Genomic DNA, 23,357 nt, shown 5'->3' with positions numbered 1-23,357 from the left:
TCTCCAGGAGGGGGCAGCGGAACCCAAGCAGCTACTTAGGTATGCCTAACCTTACTCACATGGTCCGGGTGTGGGTAGTCCGGGGACGCCATCCGTGCTCCGGCCCCCGCTCCCGCCCGGGTCAGAGCTGTAGCTCGGTGCGGAGCGCGGCGGCGAGGCCGACCTCCGCGTTGTCCGACTGGCCGCGCTCGAAGGCGCGCTGGTAGGCCTCGTCGCCGACGGCCGCCCGCGCCTGGAGCTCGCATCTCTCGCGGACCGGCCCCAGCTCGGGCGTACCGCGCTGGGGATGGCCGACCATGCGCCAGTACGCGTGTCCGGTGCCGTAGACCCGGGCGGCCTGCGCGCCGGCGCCCTGGGCGGCGATGGCGGCGGCCAGGATGTCCAGTCCCAGCGCGATGCCGAAGCTGTCGCCGAGCCGGTGCTTGCCCGCGAGCATCGACCGGGCGTGCGCGGCGGAGGCGGCCGGGCGGTCCTGGAACAGGGCGATCAGGGCGAGTTGGTAGTCCGCGTAGGAGCGGGTCCAGTATTCGCCGCCGCGTTCGCAGGCCCGGCGCAGGGTGGTGGCCGCCGCCTCGGACTCCGTGAGCCGGCCGAGCGCGGTGAGCGCGAAGACGGTGATGAGGTGGCAGCGCAGCCGGTGGGCAGAGTCCACCGGGACGCCCTCGGTCATCCGCAGCACCCGCCCGGCCGCTTCCAGCGCCGCCTCGGGCTCCCCGGTCATCAGCTGGGTGAGGCCGGAGAGATAGGCCGCGCCGAGCATGCCCTCGTCGTCCCGGTCGTACAGGGCGATGGCCGTGCAGAGCGCGCCGTACTTCTCGGCGGTCGCGAAGTCGCCCTGGAGCAGGGCCGCGACGCCGAGGACCCATTGCAGCCTGGTCCGGTGGGGTCCGTCGACGGGGCCCGCGTCCAGGGCGCGCTGGGCGTAGCTCCGGGCCTCGGAGAGGTGGCCGCAGCAGGCCCAGAAGAAGCCGACGCGACCCGCCATCTCCTGGGCCCCGCCGACGTCGTGGACGAGCAGGTGCTCCAGGGCGGCGCACAGGTCGAGGTGGGTGTCGGACACCTTGTGGTACCAGGACACCTGGTCCGGGCCGGTCCAGCCGTCGTGGGCGCGGCGGGCGAGGCCGAGGAAGCTTCTCGCGTGCCGGTCGGCGGCGTCGCGGGCCTCGCCCAGCTCGGTGAGCCACATCCGGCCGTACTCGCGGAGGGTGTCGAGCATCCGGTAGCGGTCGCCGTCGCGCTGGACGACGGACTGGGCGACGAGGCCCTGGAGCGCCCGGTCCACCTCGTCCGGGGTGAGCGGGCCGCCCGCGCAGACCTCGCGGGCGACCGCCTCGTCGAAGTCGGTCCGCAGCGGGGTGAGGCGGGCCCACAGGAGGCGCTCCAGCGGGGTGCACAGCTCGTGGGACCAGCCGATGGCGGTGCGCAGGGTGCGGTGGCGGCGGGGCCACACCGTCGCGTCGGCGAGGAGGTCGAGGCGGGCCGTGTCCGGGCTCTCGTCGGCCCCGTCCGGCCCGATCGCGCCCGGTGCGCCGTGGCCGGGGGCTCCGAAGCCGGGGGCTCCGAAGCCCGGGGCAAGGGCGAGGCCGGTGCTCCGGGCGTCGAAGCGGCTGCCGATCCGGGTGGCGAGCTGGGCCACGCTGTGCCGGCCGATGCCCGCGGCGGCCAGTTCGATGGCGAGGGGGATGCCTTCGAGGCGGCGGCAGATCTCGGCGGCGGCCGCCTCGTCGCCGGGGGCGTCGAGACCGGCCCGGGGGTCGGCCGCGCGCAGCCGGTCGGCGAAGAGCTGGAGGGCGTCGGGCGCGCCGTCGACCGGGAGCGGCGGCACCTCGACGACGTACTCGCCCCGGGTGCCGAGCGGCTGTCTGCTGGTGACCAGGACGGTCAGGCCGGACGAGGTGGTCAGGATCTCGGCCAGCAGATGGGAGCAGGCGGCGCGGAGGTGTTCGGCGGAGTCGAGGACCAGCAGGAGGCGTTTGTCGCCGAGCCATTCGCAGAGCGCCTCGACGGGCATCCGCAGGGTGTGGTCGGCGAGTCCGACCGCGTCCGAGACGGTGGGGAGCAGCAGCCCGTCGTCGTAGAGCGGGGAGAGGTCGGCCCACCAGGCGCCGTCCGGGTAACGGTCGGCGGCGGCGCGGGCGGCCCGGAGCGCGAGCCGGGTCTTGCCGACGCCGCCGGGGCCGATCAGGGTGGTCATCCGCCGGGTGGTCAACGCGGTCCCCAGCCGGGCCAGTTCGGCCCGCCTCCCGACGAAGCTGCTCGTCTCGTCGGGAAGGTATCCCACCTTGGTCATCATCACCGTCCGGGCGCTGGGGCAGGGTGCGCCGGCGAGCCGACCGCCCCGGGTGGGGCTCCTGCCGCACGCACCGGGCCGGCCCCGCCTCCCCGAGGGGGGAGAGCGGGACCGGCCCGGTGAACCAGGACGGCTGTCGCGGCTCCATTGCCGACGTCTGCCGTCACCGTAGTGCTGCCGGAGGTCAGCGCAGCGTGAAGACGGCCGCCGTGCGTCCCGGGACGGTGAAAGTGGCCGATTTCCCGTCGTACCTGGCTCGTTTGACAGTAGGGTCCGCACCCTTGGCCTGGACGGGGTGCAGTGCGTACGTCTTCCCCTCCGGCGCGGCGAGCCGCTGGTCGGCGGTGGTCGGCCCGGCGTTGAGGACGACGACCAGCTCGCCGAGGCGCATGGTGATCACGCCGGGGGTCTCGGTCGTGCCGGAGAGCGGGAAGGACAGGGCGGACCGCACTTGGCCGGCGGTGCGCAGGGAGAACTCCTTCTCGGTGGAGCGGATGGTGAGCAGGTCGCGGTAGGCGGCCGAGGCTCCGTCGATCTGCGCGCACTTCGGGGCGATGGTGCCGGTGGCGGCCAGGAGCGGCTTCGCGTACGCCCACTTGTCCTGGTTGTCGGCGGCGGGCGGCAGGCCCCGGCCGAAGCCGTTGCCGTCGCGGCAGTCCCAGTGCAGGGCGTTGAACCAGTCGCCGCTGTCGTAGGAGTTGCGGTCCAGGGACTTGGAGCGCAGCAGGTCGGTGCCGGCCTGGGAGAGCGAGGGCCCCTGGGAGAGGACGGAGGCGGCCATCGCCACCACCTGGGCCCTGGCCCGTTCGGCGGCCGTGGTGGAGGCCGGGAGTTTGAAGGCGAGGGTGTCGAAGAGGGTCTCGTTGTCGTGGGCGTCGGAGTAGGCCAGCGCGTCGCCGGGTGCGGCCGCGTATCCGGCGGGCGCCCCGTTGTAGTCGACCTCGGAGCCCTTGACCGTGCGGCCGGAGGTGTCGGTGAAGGTGTAGTCGGCGAGGTTGCCGGTGAGGCCGACCTTGATCAGGTCCTGGTAGTGCAGCAGCCGGGCCTTCTGCTCGGCGCGGGTGCCGTTGGCCGGGGAGGAGTTGGGATCGGTGTAGAGGCCGGTGGCGAAGCCCTGGACGCCGGGGTCCTCGTCGAAGGGGCCGCCGCCGCGCACGGCGTCGCGGGCCCGGTCGGAGAAGGTGGCGATGCCGGTGCCGGCCATGTTCTTCTGGGTGGCCTGGACGAAGCGGGCGTCGTCCGCGATCTCGCCGAAGTTCCAGCCCTCGCCGTACAGGATGATCTTCTTGCCGTCGACGCCGTCCTTCGCGAGGGTCAGCCCGTCCAGCGCCGCGCGGACGGCGAGGATGTTGTCCTTGGGGTGGTGGCCCATCAGGTCGAAGCGGAAGCCGTCGACCTTGTACTCCTTCGCCCAGGTGACGATCGAGTCGACGACGAGCTTGCCCATCATGGTGTTCTCGGGCGCGGTGTTGGCGCAGCATGTGGAGGTGGCGACGCTGCCGTCCTCCAGGAGCCGCTGGTAGTAGCCGGGCACGACCTTGTCGAGGACCGACTTGTCGTCCTGCCCGGAGGCGACGGTGTGGTTGTAGACGACGTCCATGACGGTGCGCAGTCCGGCCTGGTTGAGGCCCTGGACCATCTGCCGGAACTCGACCGTGCGCTCGGTGCCGTCCGGGTCGGAGGCGTAGGAGCCCTCGGGGACGGTGTAGTGCAGCGGGTCGTAGCCCCAGTTGAAGCCGTCCTTGGCGGCGGCCTTGCTGACGCAGGCCTGCTGCTCCTCGGAGTCGGGGGCGTGGACATCGAGATCGCAGGCGGGCTTCTGCTGGTCCTTCTTCTTCTCCGGGATCGTCCCGATGTCGAAGACGGGCAGCAGGTGGACGTAGCTGGTGCCGGAGTCGGCGAGCTTCTTGAGGTGCTTCATGCCCTGGGAGCGGGTGTCGGTGAAGGCGAGGTATTCACCGGGGTGGGTCGCCGTGCGGTCCGTGACGGAGAAGTCGCGGACGTGCAGCTCCTGGATCTGGGCGTCCCGCAGCGGGGTGGCGGCGGGCTTCCTCAGACCGGACCAGCCGCGCGGGGCGAGCTTGGGGTCGGTGAGGTCGACGACGAGGCTGTGGGCGGAGTCGGCGGTCAGGGCCGTGGAGTAGGGGTCGGTGACCTTGTTGGTGACCATCTTCTGGACGGTGGGAGCCCAGACGGTCACGGCGTACCGGTAGGGCTTGCCCCGCCAGCTCTTCTTTCCGGTTACCGACCAGACGCCGGTGCGGTCGTCGCGTTTCATCGGGTGGGTGCGGCCGTCGAGTTCGAGCGAGACGGTCCGGGCGGTGGGGGCCCACACGGAGAGCGTGGGCGTCGACTTGCGGAAGACCGGGCCGAGTTCGGAGGAGGCCGCCTTCTTCCCGTACAGGTCGTCCAGGATGCCGGCGGTCTGTACGCCGGTGGCGGCGAGCAGAGCGCCGTTGGCGGCGCGCTGGGTGGCGACGATCTGGCCGCGCAGGGACGCGCGGACGCGGTCCCGGTCGCGGGCGTCCACGGTGAACGCCGGGTAGTCCTTCAGGTGCGGGTACTCGGCCTTCTGCGCGTCACTCAGCGCGGACTGTGTCAGCCGCAGCCACTGGCCCTCGTCGGAGAGCGCCCCGTCGACGACGGAGATGCCGCCCTTCTCCGCGTACACGAGCTGCTGGCTGGTGGCGTCGGTGGCCTTCACCTTCCACACGACGGTGTCCGTGTCGATCCACTGCGCCTCGGCCTTGGACAGGTCGGGGGCCGCGCCGCCGCCGGTCTGCGGCAGGAGGTAGCCGGGCTTGCCGCCGAGCATCCAGACCTCGTGGCCGTAGGTGGCGAGGTCGAGGGACTGGTCGCTGGGCAGGTCCTTCTCGTCGCCCTTGTGCAGGATGTAGCTGAGTGTGGTGGCCCCGTCCACGAGCGGCACCTCGAAGGTGACCCCGTAGGCGTTCTTCTTCACCGGCATCAGCGGCTTGGACCAGTCGGTGGGTTCCTTGGCCCCGGCCCAGGTGTGCAGCCCCCAGCCGTCGTAGTTCCCGTCCGGGCGGTGGTAGTTGAGGACCGCCTTGCCGGTGTCCTGCGGCGGGGTCTCGGGGGCTTCGGCCCGCTGCCCGTCCTTGCCCTGCTCGATCCAGACCTGTCCGGTCACGCCGAGGTCGACGGTCCGCTGCGGGCCGTCGGCCGTGCCGTTCTTCTCGACGGTGTACGGGACGGAGTCGGTGCCCTTCTCCAGGTCGAGCCAGGCGAACGCGCCGTAGGCGTCACGGCCGATGAACTCGGCGGTCCTCCCGCCGGACTTCAGCTGCCAGCCCTCGTAGTCGCCGTCGGGGCGCTGGTAGTGGACGACCGCCCGGTCGCGCTCGACGGCGACGGGCTTCGGCTTCGGCGGGGTCGCTCCCGCGGTGGTCGCGGCGAGGGCGCCGGCGGTGCGGCCCGCCCGGTCGACGACGACGGCCTTGTAGCGCAGCGGCGTTCCCGCCTTCACCGTCTCGTCGAGGTACTGGGTGACCTTGTACGGGGCGTGGTCGGCCGAACCGAGCGTCTTCCACTTCCCGTTGCCCACCTGGGCGGCGAAGACGACCCGGTTGAGCTGTCCGCCGTCCACGTCGGCGGTGATCTCGACGGTGCCGGTGGCGCCGGCGGCCGGGGCCTTCAGCGCGATCGTGGGCTTGGCGGCGGGAGCGGCCACGATCCGGTCCGCCTTCAGCACGATGCTGGAGAGGGCGGGCACGGTGACGGTGACCTTCTTGTCCTCGCCGCTGCGGGCCGAGCCGGAACCGCCGTACAGGGTACGGAAGTTCATGCCGGCCGACTCGGTGGCCAGCTGGACCTTCCTCGGGCTCGTGCCGTTGTTGGAGGCGACGAGGTACTCGTAGGGCCGCTCGGTGTCGATGCGCGAGGTGGCATACACCGAGCCTTCCGCGAACCGCTCGATCTGGGTGCCGTCGCGCAGCGCCGCGTGGGCCTTGGTGAGCTTGGAGAGGGCGGCGATGGAGCGGTAGACCGGGTGCTCCGTGTCGTACGCGTCCGAGGCGTGCGTCCGATCGGTGCCGAGCTGGTCGTCGTCGAGGTAGTCGGCGGTCTTCGAGGCGAAGAGCGTCTGGCGGGAGTCCTTGTCGCCGCCGGCTCCGGTGAAGCCCTGTTCGTCGCCGTAGTAGATCACCGGGTTGCCCCGGCCGAGGAACATCAGCTCGTTGGCGAGCCGGGCCCGCTTCAGCAGCTCGGCGTCGTCGGCCTTCGGGTTGTCCTGCTTCAGGAAGGTCCCGATGCGGCCCATGTCGTGGTTGCCGAGGAAGGTGACCTGCTCGTAGGCGTTGGCCTTGTCGGTGGTGTAGCGGTAGTCGTTGCCGTACACCGAGGCGAGCCGGTCGGCGGGCGCGCCCTGGGAGGCGAACTGCCGGGCGGCGTCCTGGAACGGGAAGTCCAGCGTGGAGTCCAGGCGGCCCCGGGTGACGTACGGGGAGGTCACCTCGGTGTCGGCGGAGTAGACCTCGCCGAACATGAAGAAGTCGTCCCGGCCGCGCTTCGCCGCGTACGTGTCGAGGGCGGTGGCCCACTGGGTCCAGAAGTCCAGGTCGACGTGTTTGACCGTGTCGATGCGGAAGCCGTCGATGTCGAAGTCGCGGACCCACTTCTCGTAGATCTTCGCCATGCCCTTCACGACCTCGGGACGCTCGGTCCACAGGTCGTCGAGCCCGGAGAAGTCGCCGTACTCATTGGACTCGCCGGCCCACGTCGAGTCGCCCCGGTTGTGGTACATCGTCGGGTCGTTGAGCCAGGAGGGGACCTTCTCGCCGGTGCCGGGCGTCCGCACCGGGGTGTACGGGAAGGAGTCCTCGTCGACCTCTTCGACGCCGTCGCGGTCGTCGAAGGGGCGGCCGTCCTCGTCGAGGTAGGGGAAGGCGCCCTTGGGCTTGTAGCCGTAGGCCTTCTCCGCGTGGTCGACGGTGTCGGCGGTGTGGTTGGTGATGACGTCGAAGAAGACCTTCATGCCCTTGGCGTGGGCCTTGTCGATCAGCTTCTCCAGGTCGGCGTTGGTGCCGAAGTGCGGGTCGACCTGGGTGAAGTCGGTGATCCAGTAGCCGTGGTAGCCCGCCGAGGCGTCCTTGCCGGTGCCCTGCACGGGCCGGTTCTTGAAGATCGGCGCCATCCAGATGGCGGTGGTGCCGAGCTCCTTGATGTAGTCGAGTTTCCGGGTGAGGCCCTTGAGGTCGCCGCCCTGATAGAACCCCTTGTCGGTGGGGTCGTAGCCGTGCTCCAGCCGCGATCCGGTCAGCCCGCCCCGGTCGTTGGAGGTGTCGCCGTTGGCGAACCGGTCGGGCAGCACGAAGTAGAACTGCTCGCGCGTGAGGTCGTGCCGGTCCGCCTCACGGGCGAGTTTCGCGTCCGAGGGCGGGGCCGGCGGCCGGGGCGACGCGGCGGCGGTGGCCGCCGGGACGACGGGCAGCAGCGCCGCGCACAGGGCGGCCACCGTCCATCGTCCGAGGATGGTTCGGGACACGGAGGGTGCTCCTCAGGGCTTGATCGGTCGGTCCATCGGTGGGTCGAGCGCTGGGTCGATCAGCGGGGAAGCGGGCCGGTGGCGGTGCCACCGGCCCGCTGGGGGGGTCAGCTGCGCCAGACGTCGGCGGTCAGCGTGACCTTCCCGGAGGCCGGGACGGTGGCGGTGCGGTTGGCGCCGCTCTCCCAGGTGACGCTGCCGTTCGCGTCCTTGCGGACGTACTTGTAGGCGAACGTGGTCCCGGCGGGCAGGTTCACGTCCAGCTTCCAGACGGGGTACGCCGCCGGGTCGAGCTTCGGCGCGTTCGCCGGGTTCCAGTTGCCGAGGGCGGCCTGGTCGCCGGTGACGTGGATGTTCTGGCCGAGCTGGGTGGTGGCGTTGACGCCGAAGGAGGCGCCGGAGGTGCCGTTGCCGGGGTCCGGGTCGGGGTTCGTGCCGCCGCCCCCGCACGTCCGGGCGCCGGTGTGCAGAGCGACGGCGGTACCGGCCGGGACGGTGGCGGTGAACTGGCCGGAGCCGTTGACCTGGACGCCCCTGCCGGACTGGACGTCGCAGTAGTCACCGGCGGGCAGCGAGGTCTGGAAGGTCCGGTTCAGTGCGGAGCCCTCGTGGTTGATGGCGACGTACGCCTTGTTCCCCCGGCCGAAGGCGATCTGGTCGCCGCCGTTGTCCCACCAGTTGGTGACTCCCTGACCGCGTGCGGTGTTGCGGAAGCCGACCATGGAGGAGATCTCGCGCCAGGCGTGCTGGCACTTCCAGCCGTCGCTGTAGCAGGCGTTCACCTGGCCGCCGTTCGGCGGTCCGGCGTCATGGTTGCTGAACTCGTAGCCGGAGTGGACGTCCGGGGAGCCATAGGGGTAGGCCAGCATGAAGACGCCGGCCAGGGTGTAGGCGGAGCCGTTCTTGTAGTTGAGGGTGTCGCCGCCGCGCTCGGTGTCGTGGTTGTCGACGAAGACGGCGGACTTGCCGGACTCCATGAAGCCCCAGCCCTCGCCGAAGTTCTTCAGGTGGGCGAGGTTCTCGTTGAGGAAGACCTGCTTGAGGCTCCGTCCGTACCGGAACTCCTGGACGTCTCCGCTGCCGAGGTACTCGGAGGGCGAGACGGCCTCACCGGCCCCGAAGATCGCCTCGTGCTTCCAGTAGACGTTCGGGTTGCTCAGCCGGGACTTGATGTTGGCGAGGTCGCCGGCGGGCATGTGCTTGGCGGCGTCGATCCGGAAGCCGTCGACGCCGAGCGACAGCAGGTCGTTGAGATAGCCGGCGATCCTGCCGCGTACGTAGTCCTCGCCGGTGTCCAGGTCGGCCAGGCCGACCAGTTCGCAGTTCTGGACGTTGCCTCGGTCGTTGTAGTTGTTGATCTGGGCCCGGCAGTCGTCCATGTCGTTGCCGGAGTAGATGCCCGGGTAGTCGTACTTGGAGTACGCGGAGCCTCCGGTGCCGGTGCCGCTGCCCGCCGACATGTGGTTGATGACCGAGTCGGCGATGACCTTGACCCCGGCCGAGTGACACGTGTTCACCATGGCGGAGAAGGCGGCCCGGTCGCCGAGCCGGCCGGCGATCCTGTAGCTGACGGGCTGGTAGGACGTCCACCACTGGCCGCCCTGGATGTGCTCCTGGGGCGGCGAGACCTGGACGTAGCCGTAGCCCGCCGGACCGAGGGTGTCCGTGCAGGCCTTGGCTATGGAGGAGAACTTCCACTCGAACATCACGGCGGTGACGTCCTTGTCGCCCGGAGCGGCGGCCCGCGCGGTGCCCGCGGCGCCGAATCCGGTGGGGACGACCAGGGCGGCTGCTGCGGCGGCCACGAGGGCGAGCGCGGCAGACAGGGGTCTGCGTGCCATGTCTTTCCTCCTGCGGGTGGGGGAAAACGGGGATGACGGTGCAGCCTCGGTCGGCAACGCGCCGTGCCCTCAAGGCTCCTGAAGGTTCTTGCTGCAAGAATGCAAACCTTGCTGCGGAGCAGACCGTACGAGCCCTCCCGTCACCGGTCAACCCTTTGGACATCTCCCGCTCACATCCGCGAAACAGCGGAGTTTTCTTCCTGACTTCTCCGCGATTTCTCGCTGCAAGGTCTTTCGCAAGATATTGCGGGCCTGTTACGTTTCATCCCGACTCCGGTCCGGTCGGCCGGGGGATCCGGCACCGCTTCACGTCGTCGGACCCCACGCGCCCGGCCGGCCGGGCCGGTCACGGCAAGAGAGGCACCCGGAGTCGCTACAACTCCCCGCCGGCCCTCCCTGGGCCGACTCCTGGTGCCTCTCCTGCACGTGTCCGTTGCCGTACGTGGCCGTTCCCGTTTCCGGACGTGCCCGCTTCCGCTTTCCGTTCCCGTACGGGCCCGCTTCCGCGTCGCGGTCAGCTGTTGCGTACCGCCGCCGTCGAGCCCCGTACCACCAGCTCCGGCTGGAAGACGTACTCGGTGCGCTGCACCGGGCTCCCGCCGATCTCCTCCAGCAGCGCGCCCACGGCCGCCGCCGCCATCGCCTGCACGGGCTGACGCACCGTGGTCAGCGGCGGGTCGGTGAACGCGATGAGCTGCGAGTCGTCGAAGCCGACGACCGAGACGTCACGGGGCACGTCGAGGCCCCTCCCCCGGGCGGCGCGGACCACGCCGAGGGCCATCAGGTCACTGCCGCAGACGATGCCCGTGCAGCCCGCGTCCAGCAGGGCGCCGGCCGCCACCTGGCCGCCCTCGACGCTGAACAGCGTGGAGCAGACGAGCAGTTCGGCCTCGGACCGGTCCATGCCGAGCACCGAGACCGCCGCCTCCACGAAGCCGTCGCGCTTGCGGCGGGAGGGGACGTAGCGCTGCGGGCCGATGGCCAGGCCGATCCGGCGGTGGCCGAGGTCGGCGAGGTGCCCCAGGGCCATCCGTACGGCAGCGTTGTCATCGGGCGAGACGAACGGGGCGCTGATGCGCTCGTTGTAGCCGTTGATCAGGACGAACGGTACGCCGCGCTCGGTGAGCGCGGCGTACCGGCCCGGGTCGGCGGAGGTGTCCGCGTGCAGCCCGGAGAGGAAGACGATGCCGCCGACGCCGCGCTCGACGAGCTGCTCGACGAGTTCGTCCTCCGTCGCACCGCCCGGCAGTTGAGTGCAGAGCACGGGGGTGTAGCCGTGGCCGGCCAGCACCTGTTCGACGGACTGTGCGAACGCCGGGAAGATCGGGTTGGTGAGTTCGGGCGTCACCAGACCGATCAGTCCGGCGCTGCGCTGCCGCAGCCGTACGGGCCGTTCGTAGCCCAGGATGTCGAGCGCCGCGAGCACCCGCTGACGCGTGGAGTCCGCGACGCCCTGCTTCCCGTTCAGGACCCGGCTGACCGTCGCCTCGCTGACCGTCGCCTGAGCGGCGATGTCGGAGAGGCGGGGCGCGGCCGCGGCCCTGGGCGCGGGCAGTGTCACACCGTCCACCACACCGTGGTGTCGGCGGGCAGCTCGGCCTCGGCGCCGTCCACGGTGACCGGGGAGCTGGCGAGCAGCACCCGGCCGCGGGCGGCGATGCGGACGGGGGCGCCGGTGGTGTTGACGGTGCAGACGAAGCCCGGGCGGGAGAAGACGAGGACGCCCTCGGGGCCCTCCAGCCACTCGACGTCCGTGCCCGCGCCGAGGCCCGGGTGCTCCCGGCGGGCGGCGATGGCGGCCCGGTACAGCTCCAGGGTGGAGCCCTCCACGCCGGTCTGCGCCTCGACGGACAGCTCGCCCCAGCCGGCGGGCTGCGGGAGCCAGCTGCCGCCCTCGCCGAAGCCGTACGAACTGCCCTCGCGGGTCCACGGGATCGGGACGCGGCAGCCGTCGCGGAAGCCGTCCTGGCCGTCGGCGCGGAAGAACGAGGGGTCCTGGCGGGCCTCGTCGGGCAGGTCGGTGACGTCGGGCAGGCCGAGCTCCTCGCCCTGGTAGACGTAGGCGGAGCCGGGCAGGGCGAGCATCAGCAGGGAGGCGGCGCGGGCCCGGCGCAGGCCCAGCTCACGGTCGCCGGGGGTGCGGATCTGGGTGCCGAGGCCCGCCGGGTTGGCGAAGCGGGTGGCGTGCCGGGTGACGTCGTGGTTGGAGAGCACCCAGGTGGCGGGCGCGCCGACCGGGCGCATCGCGGCGAGCGAGACGTCGATGACCTCGCGCAGTTCGGCGGCGTCCCAGGCGGTGGCGAGGTACTGGAAGTTGAACGCCTGGTGCATCTCGTCGGGGCGCACGTAGTTGGCGGTGCGCTCGACGGTCGGGGTCCAGGCCTCGGCGACGGCGATCCTCTCGCCCGGGTACTCGTCGAGGATGGTGCGCCAGCTGCGGTAGATCGCGTGCACGCCGTCCTGGTCGAAGAACGGCATGATGTCGTTGCCGAGCAGCCTGAGCTGGTCGTGGGAGCCGAGGTCGGGCAGCCCCTCGGCCTTGACGAGGCCGTGGGCGACGTCGACGCGGAAGCCGTCGACGCCCATGTCGAGCCAGAAGCGCAGGATGGAGCGGAACTCGTCGGCGACGGCCGGGTGCTCCCAGTTGAAGTCCGGCTGCTCGGGGGCGAAGAGGTGGAGGTACCAGTCGCCGGGGGTGCCGCCCGGGTTCACCGTACGGGTCCAGGCGGGGCCGCCGAAGATGGACTCCCAGTCGTTGGGCGGGAGTTCGCCGTCGGCGCCCTTTCCGGGGCGGAAGTGGTAGCGCTCGCGCAGGGCGGAGCCGGGGCCCTCGGCCAGGGCGCGCTTGAACCACTCGTGCTGGTCGGAGGAGTGGTTGGGGACCAGGTCGACGATGATGCGCAGGCCCAGGCCGTGGGCCTCGCGGATCAGCGCGTCGGCGTCCAGCAGGTTGCCGAACATCGGGTCGATGGCCCGGTAGTCGGCGACGTCGTAGCCCGCGTCGGCCTGCGGGGAGGCGTAGAAGGGGCTGAGCCAGACCGCGTCGACGCCCAGGTCCTTCAGGTGGGGCAGGCGGGCGGTGACGCCGGCGAGGTCGCCCATGCCGTCTCCGTTGCCGTCGGCGAAGCTCCGCGGATAGACCTGGTAGATCACCGCGTCCTGCCACCAGCCGGTGCGGTGGCCCGGGGCGTCGTCGGACGTGCCGGTGGAGGGGGCAGCGAGGTGCTGGGTCATGTCGTCCCTGGGGTGTCTGGGTGGGGAGCGGCGCCGGGGACCGGGTCGGGGTTTCCGGCGCCGCCGTGACGGGTGCGGTGGTGCGTGCGGGTGCTGGTGCGGGTGGCCAGGGGGGGTCAGCCCTTGACGGCTCCGGCGGACATTCCGGTGACCAGGTGCTTCTGGGCGAAGAGGAACACCAGGGCGGCCGGGATGGCGATGAGCACGGAGGCCGCGGTCATGGGGCCCCACTGGGCTCCGTACTGGTTGACGAACTTCTGGAGTCCGCCGGCCAGCGTGAGGTTCTCGTCGCCGACCAGGAAGGCGGAGGCGTACGCCACCTCACCCCAGGCGGTGATGAAGGAGTAGAACGCGGTGACCGCGAGGCCCGGCTTGGCCAGCGGCAGGATCAGCCGGAAGAAGGTGCCGAACGGGGTGAGGCCGTCGACCTCGCCCGACTCGTCGATCTCGCGCGGGATGGTGTCGAAGAAGCCCTTCATCATCCAGGCGCAGAACGGCACCGAGATGGTGAGGTAGGTGATGACGAGTCCCATGGGCTGGTTGAGCAGCCCCAGGCTCGACATGATGTTGTAGATCGGCACGATGAGGACGGCGACCGGGAACATCTGGGTGATCAGCAGCGTCCACATCAGCCCGCGCTTGCCGGGGAAGCGGAAGCGGCTCACCGCGTATCCGGTGGTGGCGGCGACGAAGACGCCGATCACGGTGGAGAGCGCGGAGATGATCACGGAGTTGGCGAACCAGTTGAGGAACTCCGTGTCGCGGATCAGGTTCGTGTAGTTGACGAACGTCGTCTCGCGGAAGAAGTCCGTGGTGGTCGCGAACTTGGCGGGCTTGAGCGAGGTCAGCAGGACCCACAGCACCGGGAAGACCGCGATCACCGAGGCGATGATCAGGGTGAGGTGCAGGGCGACGGAGGCGAGCGGGGAGCGCTCGCCGCGCAGCCGGACCTTGGGGGCGCCGTGCCGGGCGGGGGTGTCGGTCGCGGTGGTCACCAGTTGTCTCCCTGGGAGCGCAGGACTCGCCGGTAGACGACGGCGAAGAGCATCAGGAGTACGAGGATCAGCACGCCCCAGGTGGAGGACTGCGCGTAGTCGCGCGGGCTGATCTCGAAGGAGAACTTGTACGCCTGGGTCACGAGGATCTGGGTGGCCTCGCCGGGTCCGCCGCGGGTCAGCAGGAAGATCACCGGGAACATGTTGAAGGTCCAGATGGTGGAGAGCAGGACCACCGTGGTGGAGACCGGGCGCAGTCCGGGCAGCGTGATGTGGCGGAAGCGCTGCCAGGCGGTGGCGCCGTCCATCTCGGCCGCCTCGTACTGCTCGGAGGGGATGGACTGGAGTCCGCCGAGGAGGGCGACCATCATGAACGGGATGCCGAGCCAGACGTTGACGGCGATGACCGCGAACTTGGCCCAGGTCGGGTCGTTCAGCCACGGCACGGCGTCGATGCCGGCGCCGCCGAGGACCTTGTTGAGCAGACCGCGCTCCTCGTTGTAGAGGAAGCGCCAGGCGAAGACGGAGACGAAGCCGGGGATGGCCCAGGGCAGGATGAGGGCCATGCGGTAGGCGGAGCGTCCGGCGATGCGGCGGTTGAGGATGTTCGCCAGGGCCATGCCGAGGACGAACGTGACGCTCACGCAGGAGACGGTCCACACCAGCGTCCAGCCGAGCGTGCCGAGGAACTGCGAGCCGGTCAGCGCGTCGATGTAGTTGTCCGCGCCGACGAACTCGTAGGTGGCGGGGATCTCGTTGACGCCGATGGAGCGGGCGACGTTGCGCTCGTCCGCGTCGGTCATCGAGAGGTAGATGCCACGGACCAGCGGATAGCCGATGATCACGCCGATCACGACGACGACCGGGGCGACCATGGCCCAGGCGTACCAGTGGACCGACAGCGCCCGCCTCAGACGGCCGGGCTTCGGTGGTGGGGTGCCAGTACCGCGGCTCCGGCCGCGGGCGACGTTCTCGCCCGCGGCCTTCACCACCGACTGGCTGGTGTGGACAGCCATCAGTCGGCCAACCTTCCTGTTACTTCCAGCCCTCGAGGAGCTTGCGGTAGGAGTCGCCGGTGGCCTTGGCGGCCTTCTCCGGCGTGGTCTGGCCGGTGAGGACCTTGGTGTACTCGATGCGCAGCGGCTCGAAGAGGCTGCCGCCCTCGGGGATCCAGGGGCGCTCGACGGCGGTCTCGACGACCGGCTTGAAGAAGCCGACGATCTCGCTGTCCACGGCCTCCTGCTTGGCGTACGCGGAGGTGCGGGTGGGCAGCAGGTTCAGCTCGCCGGCGGCGGTGGCCTGGCTGTCCACGGACGTCATGTACTCGACGAAGGCGTAGGAGGCTTCGAGGTTCTTGGAGCCGGCGTAGACGGCCAGGTTGTGGCCGCCCTGCGGGGCGCCCTGGGCGGCGGAGCCGGCCGGGACCGGGGCGACGCCCAGGTTGTCCTTGTCCGTGAACTCCTTGCCGGTCAGGGTGTCGGCGACGGCCCAGGGGCCGTTGATCATCATCGCGACGTCGCCGTTCTTGAACGACTGCATCATGTTCTCCCAGCCGTCCGAGGCGTCCGTCTTCGCGGTGCCGTCGTCGACCAGTGCCTTGACCGCCTTGAACGCCTTGACGCCCTCGGGCTTGTCGATGGTGACGCTCTTGGAGCCGGCGTCGACCATGTCGCCGCCCTCGCCGTACAGGAAGGAGAGGAAGTAGTACGGGTCGTCGCCGCGGAGGTAGAGGCCGGTCTTGCCGGTCTTGTCCTTGATCTTCTTGGCCACGGTCTTGAGGTCGTCCAGGTTGGCGGGCGCCTCGACGCCGGCCTCCTTGAACAGCTTCTTGTTGTAGAAGACGCCCATGGAGTCGATGACCTGCGGGACGGCGAAGGTCTTGCCGTCGTACTTGGTGGAGGCGACGGCCTGCTTGAGGAAGTCGTCCTGGTTCTTCAGGGCGGCGGTGCCGTCCAGCGGGGCCAGGTAGCCGAGGTTGGCGAAGTCCGGCGTCCAGGCGACCTCGGAGCGGATCACGTCGGGGGCGCCGTCGCCGGCCTGGGCGGCGTTCTTGAACTTGTTCTGGGCGTCGCCGAAGGGCACGTTGACGTACTTGACGTCGACCTTCGGGTGCTTCTTCTCGAAGCCCTCGGCCAGCTTCTTGAAGACCTTGTCCTCACTGCCGACGCTGGAGGTGTCCCACCAGGTCACCGTGCCGGAGAGCTCGCCCGAGCTCTTGCCGCCGGCGGACTCGTCGTCGCTGCCGCAGGCGGTCGCCGCGAGCGCCAGGGCCGCGACCAGGGCGGTGGCCGTTATGCCACGTCGCATCTGAACTCCTTCAACTGCCGTACCGCTCCGTCGCGGCGCCGGGTCGACGTGAACGTAACAAGGATGAAAGACGACCGAAAGACCTTGCGGAAGATTTCTGCAAGCCTTGGTGATCGTTACATTCGCGTGTCCTCAAGGTTGCCGTCAAGCCCCTTGACGAGGGGCACTCACCCCTGGCAGGGGCAGGCGGGGCACGGCATATCCGCAGTGCGACGATCCGACCGCAGCCCGCGATCCGGGGCCGCAAGTCCTTGCAAGGTGTTGCCGGAGAACGCTCCGGCGCCCTCCCCCGCGCCACCTCGCGCACGGTGGGCAATCCGACACGGGCCCGGTACAGTCCCATCCCATGACCGCACGGCTTGCCGATATCGCAACTCAGGCGGGGGTCAGCGAAGCAACGGTCAGCCGGGTCCTGAACGGCAAGCCCGGAGTCGCGGCGACCACCCGCGAATCCGTCCTCGCGGCGCTCGACGTACTGGGGTACGAACGCCCGGTGCGGCTGCGCAGGCGCAGCGCGGGACTGGTCGGCCTGATCACCCCGGAGTTGGAGAACCCGATCTTCCCGGCGCTGGCGCAGGTCATCGGCCAGGCGCTGACCCGGCAGGGCTACACCCCGGTGCTGGCGACCCAGACACCCGGCGGCTCCACCGAGGACGAACTCACCGAAATGCTGGTGGACCGAGGCGTTTCCGGCATCATCTTCGTCTCCGGGCTGCACGCGGACACCTCCGCCGACATGCAACGCTACGAGCAACTGCGCGGCCAGGGCGTCCCGTTCGTCCTGGTGAACGGCTTCTCCGCCAAGGTGCAGGCGCCGTTCATCTCACCGGACGACCGGGCGGCGATGCGCCTCGCGGTGACGCATCTGGTGGCCCTGGGCCACACCCGTATCGGCCTGGCGGTCGGCCCCAAGCGCTTCGTGCCGGTGCTCCGCAAGATCGAGGGCTTCCACTCGACGATGCGGGAGCAGCTCGGCCTCGCCCCGGACGAGGTGGAGGAGTTGATCCAGCACTCCCTGTACACGCTGGAGGGCGGCCAGGCCGCCGCCTCCGCCCTGATGGAGCGCGGCTGCACGGCGGTGGTGTGCGCGAGCGACATGATGGCGCTCGGGGCGATCCGGGCGGCCCGTCGGCTGTTGAAGGACGTGCCGCGCGATCTCTCGGTCGTGGGCTACGACGACTCGCCGCTCATAGCGTTCACGGACCCGCCGCTGACGACGATCCGGCAGCCGGTGACGGCGATGGGCCAGGCCGCCGTCCGCACGCTCCTGGAGGAGATCGGCGGAACCCCGGCACCGCACAGCGAGTTCGTCTTCATGCCTGAGCTGGTGGTTCGCGGCTCGACGGCCTCGGGCCCCGCAGGCGGCTCAGGGTCGGCCTCTCGTCCTTGAGACGCAGAATGTGCGACCGGAACCCGACCGGAGGATGATCGGGGGCAGGGGAACCACTATGGAAGACTCTCTGCCTATGGGTGAAACACAGGTGAGCACGCACGAAGGCCGGTCAACGGCCGATCCTTCACCCATCGCGGCCCGGACGGCCCCCGAGGCCGCCACCGCGTCCACCCCTCCCCCCGCTTCCGGGAAGACCGGCCGGCTGCTCGCCCGGCTCCGCTCCCTGCGAATGCCCCGCCGCCCCCGGCTCTGGTTCGAGATCCTGCTCATCGCGGTCAGTTACTGGCTGTACTCACTCGTGCGCAATGCCGTTCCGGAGCAGAAGGCCCAGGCGCTGCGCAACGCGGACTGGATCTGGTCGGCGGAGAAGTCCCTGGGCCTCGCCTTCGAGGAAACGGTCAACCACGCGGTCAACTCCGTGACATGGCTGATCGTGTCGATGAACTACTACTACGCGACGCTGCATTTCGTCGTGACCATCGGCGTCCTCGTCTGGCTGTTCCGCCGACACCCGGGTCGTTACGCGGCGACGCGGCTGGTCCTCTTCGCGACGACGGGCGTGGCCCTGCTCGGCTACTACCTCTACCCGCTGGCGCCACCCCGTCTGATGAACGGCGCGAACTTCATCGACACCGTGCTCCTGCACGAGACGTGGGGCTCGATGGCCTCGGGCAACTTCAAGAACATGTCGAACCAGTACGCGGCGATGCCGTCGATGCACATCGGCTGGTCGCTCTGGTGCGGCCTGACGATCTTCGCCCTGGCCTCGGCGCCCTGGGCCCGCATCCTGGGCCTGCTCTACCCGACGCTCACCCTGGTCGTCATCGTGGCCACCGCCAACCACTTCTGGCTGGACGCGGTGGGCGGCATGGCCTGCCTCGCGTTCGGCTACACGGTCTCCCGCGTCTGGTACGGCTCACTGCCGCACCGGCTGCCGAAGTGGGTGCCCGCCGGGTCCGGGCGGGGGCGGCTGACCGGCCTGCGCGCCGCCCGGCTGCCACGTCCGGCTTCGGAACGGAAGCCGGAGCCCGAGCCGGAGACGGCCGGGGCACGAAGGGCGTAGGGGCTCGGGCCGGAGCCCCTCAGCCGGTCTCCCACAGCAGCGCGCGGGCCACCAGCGGGGAGGCGAGGTAGTTCCGGACGGTGTGGAAGTCGAAGGCGTTGATCACCGTGTGCTCGTCCACATCGACCCGGTCGAAGTGGCGGCCCACCCCGCGCGGCGGAATGGCCACGATGTCCCCGGGGTCGGCGAGGTTGGTCCAGTGCCGCACCCCGGGCGGGCGTGCGCCTTGCGGGAGCCCGGAGGACCCGGGGGCTCCGGAGGGCACGGGCGCCGGGTCCAGCCGGTGGAGGACCGCGTGCGGAAGGGCCAACGGGGAGCCCAGGGTGATCAGCGAGGGGACCGTGAGGTGCTGGTGCCTCCAGAGCGCTTCGTAGGCCACGACCGAGCCCAACGAGTGCGCGATCACCACGTCCGCCCGATGTTCGTCGATGACCCGGGCCACGTGGTCGCGCACCGCGTCGCGCACGCCCGCGTCGGCCCGCAGGTACGTGGCGACCTCGCGCACGAAGGTCGCCACGAACCACTCGGTGACCGTTCTGCCGGGGAAGCGGGTGCGGGCCAGCCAGGACACGGCCTGCCGGGGAGCCCAGGTGGCCCGCCCGGCAGCGGTGTTGCCGGGCAGCGGGAGCTCCGCCAGCCAGGCGTCGAGCAGTTCCCGCTCGAAACCGTCCAGGCTCTCCAGGTCCGCCGGGCCGCTCTGCCGCCCGGCGGCGTGCAGCAGGTCGGCGTAGTACGCCACGCGCATGTCGCGGGGCGCCCGGCGGGCGGGGCCGTCGTGGCCCGCGGCTGTGTGCCCCCGGTCGAGCGCCGTGTCCCAGATCGCGGCCAGACGCACGGCCGCCTCCCGCGCGGACTCGCCCGGCCGGTAGTTCCCGATCCCGTGTACGCCGACGACTCGGGTCACAGCTTCTCCCAGGCAGGTTCCATGACGATCAGGTCTCCAGAGCGGACCACCACGGCCAGTTCGCCGGACTCGGCCACCGCGAGGCGCGACACGGACGCGGGCATCTCCAGCGTGGCGAGACAGGTGCCGTCGACGTCCCACAGTTTCACCGATGCGTCCTGGCCGCCCGTCACGGCCACCGGACGCCCGCCGCGCACCGTGAACGCCGTGGCTGTCACCCATCCGGTGTGCCCGAGGAGCGGCACCGGCTCCGGGCGGCGGCGGGTCAGGTCCCAGATCCGCGGCACGGGCTCGACCCGCGCGCGCCCGCTGACGGCCCCGCCGAAATAGCCGGTGACCGCGAACGACCGGCCGTCGGCCGTGGCGCACGCGATGGTGTTCAACTTCGCCGCCCCGTCGTCACCCGTGCCCACGGTCCACGGGCAGGACGCCTCGCCGACCGGCTTCCGATGATGGCAGCCGGGCCGGGGGCGGGTCAGCGGGATCACCGGATCGACAGCGGGGAACCCCGGGTTCCTCACAGGGCGCCGGCCTCACAGCCCCTCGGTGTGCTCAGCACAGAGGCCCGGGTACTCCCGGGCGAGGACCGCCGACACCGCTTCGAGGGCGGGGTCCACAACGTCACAGTCGTGGGCGGAGGCGTGGTCGGCGGTCGGGGTGGCGGTCGAAGAACGCGCAGGTCGTGACGGAGCGCGTGAGCAGGCGGCGCAGGACTGCGGGGCGCCCGGGGCCTTTCGTTCGGATCATGCCGGGCTCGATCCGGACAGCCCTTATGAAGCCGCCCCGTAGAACCGCTCCTCCATCACCGCCCGCGCCCGCCGCGTGATCCGCCGGTAGTCGTCCAGCATGTCCCCGACATGCCCCGGTTCGTACCCCAGGTACCGCCCGACCGCCGCCATCTCCCGCGGGTCGGACGGAAACGTGTCGCCCGGCCGCCCCCGCACCAGCATCACCGCGTTGCGGACCCGTGTCGCCAGGACCCACGCCTCGTCCAGCGTCTGCGCGTCCTCCGCCGGAATCAGCTCCGCCGCACACGCGGCGGCCAGCGCCTCACGCGTACGCGTCGTGCGCAGCCCCGGCTCCGCCCAGCCGTGCTGCATCTGCATCAGCTGCACGGTCCACTCGACGTCGCTCAGCCCGCCCCGCCCCAGCTTCGTGTGGAGCGTGGGGTCCGCGCCGCGCGGCATCCGCTCGGACTCCATCCGCGCCTTGAGCCTGCGGATCTCCCGTACGGCGTCCTCGCCGAGCCCTTCCATCGGATACCGCAGCGGAGCGACCAGCTCGATGAAGTCGCGCCCCAGCTCCTCGTCGCCCGCCACCGGTTCGGCCCGCAGCAGCGCCTGGCTCTCCCAGACCAGCGACCAGCGCCGGTAGTAGGCCCCGTACGACTTCAGCGTGCGGACCAGCGGCCCGCTCTTGCCCTCCGGGCGCAGGTCGGCGTCGATCAGCAGCGGCGGATCGGCGGTCGGCAGCTGAAGCAGCCGGCGCATCTCCGCGATGACCGTGTTGGCGGCCCGGGCCGCCTCCTCATCGCTCACGCCCTCGCGCGGCCGGTGGACGAAGAGGACGTCGGCGTCGGAGCCGTAACTCAGCTCGTGCCCGCCGAAGCGGCCCATGCCGATGACGGCGAACCGGGTCGGCAGGGTGTCGCCCCACTGCGCGCGGACGGCGGCCCGCAGCGCGCCCGCGACGGTGACGGCGTTGAGGTCGCTGACGGCCGAGCCGACGCGGTCGACGAGGGCCCCGTGATCCTGCTCGGCGGGGTTGTCCTCGGTACCGTACGAGCCGATGAGGTCGGCGGCCGTCGTGCGGAAAAGCTCGCGGCGGCGCACCCCGCGTACCACCGCGACGGCCGACTCCGCGTCCCCGGCACGCCCCACCGCGGCCAGCACCTCCTGCTCCAGGTGGGCCCGGGTGCGGGGCCTGAGCCCCTCCGGGTCGCCGAGGATCGCCACCGCTTCCGGGGCCCGCATCAGCAGGTCCGGGGCGAGGCGGCCGGCGGAGAGGACCCGGGCGAGGTTCTCCGCGGCGGCACCCTCGTCGCGCAGGAGCCGTAGATACCACGGGGTCTTGCCGAGCGCGTCGGACACCTTGCGGAAGCCGAGGAGCCCGGCGTCCGGGTCGGCGGAGTCCGCGAACCAGCCGAGCAGCACCGGCAGCAGGGTGCGCTGGATGGCGGCCTTGCGGGAGACCCCCGAGGAGAGGGCCTCCAGGTGCCGCAGGGCGGCCGCCGGGTCGGCGTACCCGAGGGCCTCCAGGCGGATCGCGGCGGCCTTCGCGCTGAGCCGGGACTCGGCGGGGGCCAGCTGGGCGACGGCGTCCAGCAGCGGCCGGTAGAAGATCTTCTCGTGCAGCCGCCGCACGACGGAGGCGTGCCGCTTCCAGGCCTTGTTCAGCTCGGTCACCGGATCGGTACGCATCCCGAGCGACCGGCCGAGCCGCCGCAGATCCGCCTCGTCGTCGGGGACGAGGTGGGTGCGGCGCAGCCGGTACAGCTGGATGCGGTGCTCCATGGAGCGCAGGAAGCGGTACGCCTCGTCGAGCTGGGCGGCGTCCGCGCGCCCCACGTACCCGCCCTCGGCGAGCGCCCCCAGCGCCTTGAGGGTGGAGCCGCTGTGCAGGGAGGCGTCGCTGCGCCCGTGCACCAGCTGGAGGAGCTGCACCGCGAACTCGACGTCGCGCAGTCCGCCGGGGCCGAGCTTCAGCTCCCGCTCGATCCGGTCGACGGGGATGTTGTCGACGACTCGACGGCGCATCCTCTGCACGTCGGGGACGAAGTTCTCCCGGTCGGCGGCCCCCCAGACGAGCGGCGACACCGCCTCGACGTACGCCGCGCCCAGCTCGGGGTCGCCGGCCACCGCGCGGGCCTTCAGCAGGGCCTGGAACTCCCAGGTCTTGGCCCAGCGCTGGTAGTAGGCGAGGTGGGAGGTGAGGGTGCGCACGAGCGGCCCGTTGCGGCCCTCGGGGCGGAGGTTGGCGTCGACCTCCCAGATGGTGCCCTCGGCGGTGGTCTCGGAGCAGATCCTCATCATGTGGGCGGCCAGCCGGGTGGCGGCCTGCATGGCCTTGGTCTCGTCGACCCCGTCGCGCGCCTCCCCGACGAAGATCACGTCGACGTCGGAGACGTAGTTCAGCTCGCGCCCGCCGCACTTGCCCATCGCGACGACGGCGAGCCGGCACCGGGCCGCGTCCTCGGGTGCGGCCGTCCGGGCGATGGCGAGAGCGGCGCGCAGGGTGGCGGTGGCGAGGTCGGCCAGTTCGGCGGCGGTCTGCGCGAGGTCGGTCGTACCGCACACGTCCCGGGCGGCGAGGGTGAGCAGACACCGGCGGTAGGCGACCCGCAGCGAGTCCGGGTCGACGGCGGCGGCGAGCCCGCGCTCGAAGTCGGCGACCCCGGGGTGCAGGTCGACCGCCTCGTAGGTCACGAGCGCCTGCCAGTCGCGCGGGTGCCGGGCCAGATGGTCCCCGAGCGCCTCCGATGCGCCGAGGACGCCGAGGAGCCGGTCGCGCAGGGGCTTGGCGGTGACGAGGGTGTCGAGCAGCACCTGGCGCTCGTTCTCCTCCTCGGCCTCGGCGATCCGGACCAGGCCGCGCAGGGCCAGGTCCGGGTCGGCGGTGGCCCCGAGCGCCTCCAGGAGGACGGGATCGGACCGTACGGAGGCCAGCGCGTCCAGGTTGAGGAGCTGGTCCGCTGCGGACGGGTCGGTGAATCCGTGCCGCAGCAGTCTGGTGAACGTACTGCTTCTGCGCCCCGGCACCGTCGTCATTCCGTGCTCTCCCGCCAGCCGAACCGAACCCTGTCCCCGTGCGTCGCCCCGGCGCGGCTC

General features: G+C 71.2%; 13 protein-coding genes. 2 read left to right on the top strand and 11 right to left on the bottom strand.

Annotated features, from left to right (window positions below; genetic code table 11):
- Positions 1-121: 121 nt before the first annotated feature.
- From ACIQRW_RS11830 to ACIQRW_RS11795, 8 genes are all read right to left on the bottom strand, one after another.
- Complete coding sequence (locus ACIQRW_RS11830) at positions 122-2,293, bottom strand: ATP-binding protein (RefSeq protein ID WP_403757786.1); 2,172 nt, start codon at positions 2,291-2,293, stop codon at positions 122-124.
- 181 nt (positions 2,294-2,474) lie between these two features.
- A complete protein-coding gene (gene pulA, locus ACIQRW_RS11825; RefSeq protein ID WP_403757783.1) occupies positions 2,475-7,793 on the bottom strand; it encodes a pullulanase-type alpha-1,6-glucosidase in 5,319 nt (1,772 codons plus the stop codon).
- Positions 7,794-7,900: 107 nt separating this feature from the next.
- The gene (locus tag ACIQRW_RS11820; protein WP_403757782.1) at positions 7,901-9,634 is read right to left on the bottom strand and encodes a carbohydrate-binding module family 20 domain-containing protein; all 1,734 of its coding nucleotides are present in this window, start codon (positions 9,632-9,634) and stop codon (positions 7,901-7,903) included.
- A 514-nt stretch (positions 9,635-10,148) separates the two neighbouring features.
- Positions 10,149-11,207, bottom strand: a complete 1,059-nt coding sequence (locus ACIQRW_RS11815) for a LacI family DNA-binding transcriptional regulator (protein WP_403757779.1) — start codon at positions 11,205-11,207, stop codon at positions 10,149-10,151.
- On the bottom strand, positions 11,192-12,868 hold the full coding sequence (locus ACIQRW_RS11810; protein WP_403757776.1) for a glycoside hydrolase family 13 protein: 1,677 nt from the start codon (positions 12,866-12,868) through the stop codon (positions 11,192-11,194). Before ACIQRW_RS11810 ends, ACIQRW_RS11815 begins: the two co-directional genes overlap by 16 nt.
- 116 nt (positions 12,869-12,984) lie before the next feature.
- Positions 12,985-13,863, bottom strand: a complete 879-nt coding sequence (locus ACIQRW_RS11805; RefSeq protein WP_265602038.1) for a sugar ABC transporter permease — start codon at positions 13,861-13,863, stop codon at positions 12,985-12,987.
- Entirely contained in the window at positions 13,860-14,879 is a 1,020-nt protein-coding gene (locus ACIQRW_RS11800) for a carbohydrate ABC transporter permease (protein ID WP_381748415.1), read from the bottom strand. Before ACIQRW_RS11800 ends, ACIQRW_RS11805 begins: the two co-directional genes overlap by 4 nt.
- A gap of 19 nt (positions 14,880-14,898) precedes the next feature.
- The gene (locus ACIQRW_RS11795; RefSeq protein ID WP_403757772.1) at positions 14,899-16,170 is read right to left on the bottom strand and encodes an extracellular solute-binding protein; all 1,272 of its coding nucleotides are present in this window, start codon (positions 16,168-16,170) and stop codon (positions 14,899-14,901) included.
- A 346-nt stretch (positions 16,171-16,516) separates the two neighbouring features.
- Between ACIQRW_RS11795 and ACIQRW_RS11790 the strand changes: the two genes are divergently transcribed.
- Together ACIQRW_RS11790 and ACIQRW_RS11785 are read left to right on the top strand one after the other, a co-directional pair.
- Positions 16,517-17,560, top strand: a complete 1,044-nt coding sequence (locus tag ACIQRW_RS11790; RefSeq protein WP_403757770.1) for a LacI family DNA-binding transcriptional regulator — start codon at positions 16,517-16,519, stop codon at positions 17,558-17,560.
- A 76-nt stretch (positions 17,561-17,636) separates the two neighbouring features.
- Complete coding sequence (locus ACIQRW_RS11785; RefSeq protein WP_403757768.1) at positions 17,637-18,626, top strand: phosphatase PAP2 family protein; 990 nt, start codon at positions 17,637-17,639, stop codon at positions 18,624-18,626.
- A gap of 19 nt (positions 18,627-18,645) precedes the next feature.
- Here ACIQRW_RS11785 and ACIQRW_RS11780 read toward each other — a convergent pair whose 3' ends face one another.
- The 3 genes from ACIQRW_RS11780 to ACIQRW_RS11770 all read right to left on the bottom strand — a co-directional run bounded on the left by ACIQRW_RS11780 (position 18,646) and on the right by ACIQRW_RS11770 (position 23,297).
- Positions 18,646-19,530 (bottom strand): serine peptidase, encoded by an 885-nt coding sequence (locus ACIQRW_RS11780; protein WP_403757766.1) that lies wholly within the window; start codon positions 19,528-19,530, stop codon positions 18,646-18,648.
- Positions 19,527-20,051, bottom strand: coding sequence for a hypothetical protein (locus tag ACIQRW_RS11775; RefSeq protein ID WP_403757765.1), 525 nt, complete (start codon positions 20,049-20,051; stop codon positions 19,527-19,529). Before ACIQRW_RS11775 ends, ACIQRW_RS11780 begins: the two co-directional genes overlap by 4 nt.
- 249 nt (positions 20,052-20,300) lie before the next feature.
- Positions 20,301-23,297 (bottom strand): bifunctional [glutamine synthetase] adenylyltransferase/[glutamine synthetase]-adenylyl-L-tyrosine phosphorylase, encoded by a 2,997-nt coding sequence (locus tag ACIQRW_RS11770; RefSeq protein WP_403757763.1) that lies wholly within the window; start codon positions 23,295-23,297, stop codon positions 20,301-20,303.
- Between the last annotated feature and the right edge of the window lie 60 nt (positions 23,298-23,357).

The organism is Streptomyces sp. NPDC091287 (genome assembly GCF_044768525.1).
Classification (GTDB): Bacteria; Actinomycetota; Actinomycetes; order Streptomycetales; family Streptomycetaceae; genus Streptomyces.
This window is presented reverse-complemented; position numbering and strand designations above follow the sequence as displayed.

What these genes read in the sequence shown, in the direction of transcription:
- ACIQRW_RS11830 (WP_403757786.1), bottom strand. Translation starts at nt 2,293, where the DNA reads ATGATGACCAAGGTGGGATACCTTCCCGACGAGACGAGCAGCTTCGTC.
- ACIQRW_RS11790 (WP_403757770.1), top strand. Translation starts at nt 16,517, where the DNA reads ATGACCGCACGGCTTGCCGATATCGCAACTCAGGCGGGGGTCAGCGAA.
- ACIQRW_RS11770 (WP_403757763.1), bottom strand. Translation starts at nt 23,297, where the DNA reads ATGACGACGGTGCCGGGGCGCAGAAGCAGTACGTTCACCAGACTGCTG.
- ACIQRW_RS11810 (WP_403757776.1), bottom strand. Translation starts at nt 12,868, where the DNA reads ATGACCCAGCACCTCGCTGCCCCCTCCACCGGCACGTCCGACGACGCC.
- ACIQRW_RS11820 (WP_403757782.1), bottom strand. Translation starts at nt 9,634, where the DNA reads ATGGCACGCAGACCCCTGTCTGCCGCGCTCGCCCTCGTGGCCGCCGCA.
- ACIQRW_RS11785 (WP_403757768.1), top strand. Translation starts at nt 17,637, where the DNA reads ATGGGTGAAACACAGGTGAGCACGCACGAAGGCCGGTCAACGGCCGAT.
- ACIQRW_RS11800 (WP_381748415.1), bottom strand. Translation starts at nt 14,879, where the DNA reads ATGGCTGTCCACACCAGCCAGTCGGTGGTGAAGGCCGCGGGCGAGAAC.
- ACIQRW_RS11795 (WP_403757772.1), bottom strand. Translation starts at nt 16,170, where the DNA reads ATGCGACGTGGCATAACGGCCACCGCCCTGGTCGCGGCCCTGGCGCTC.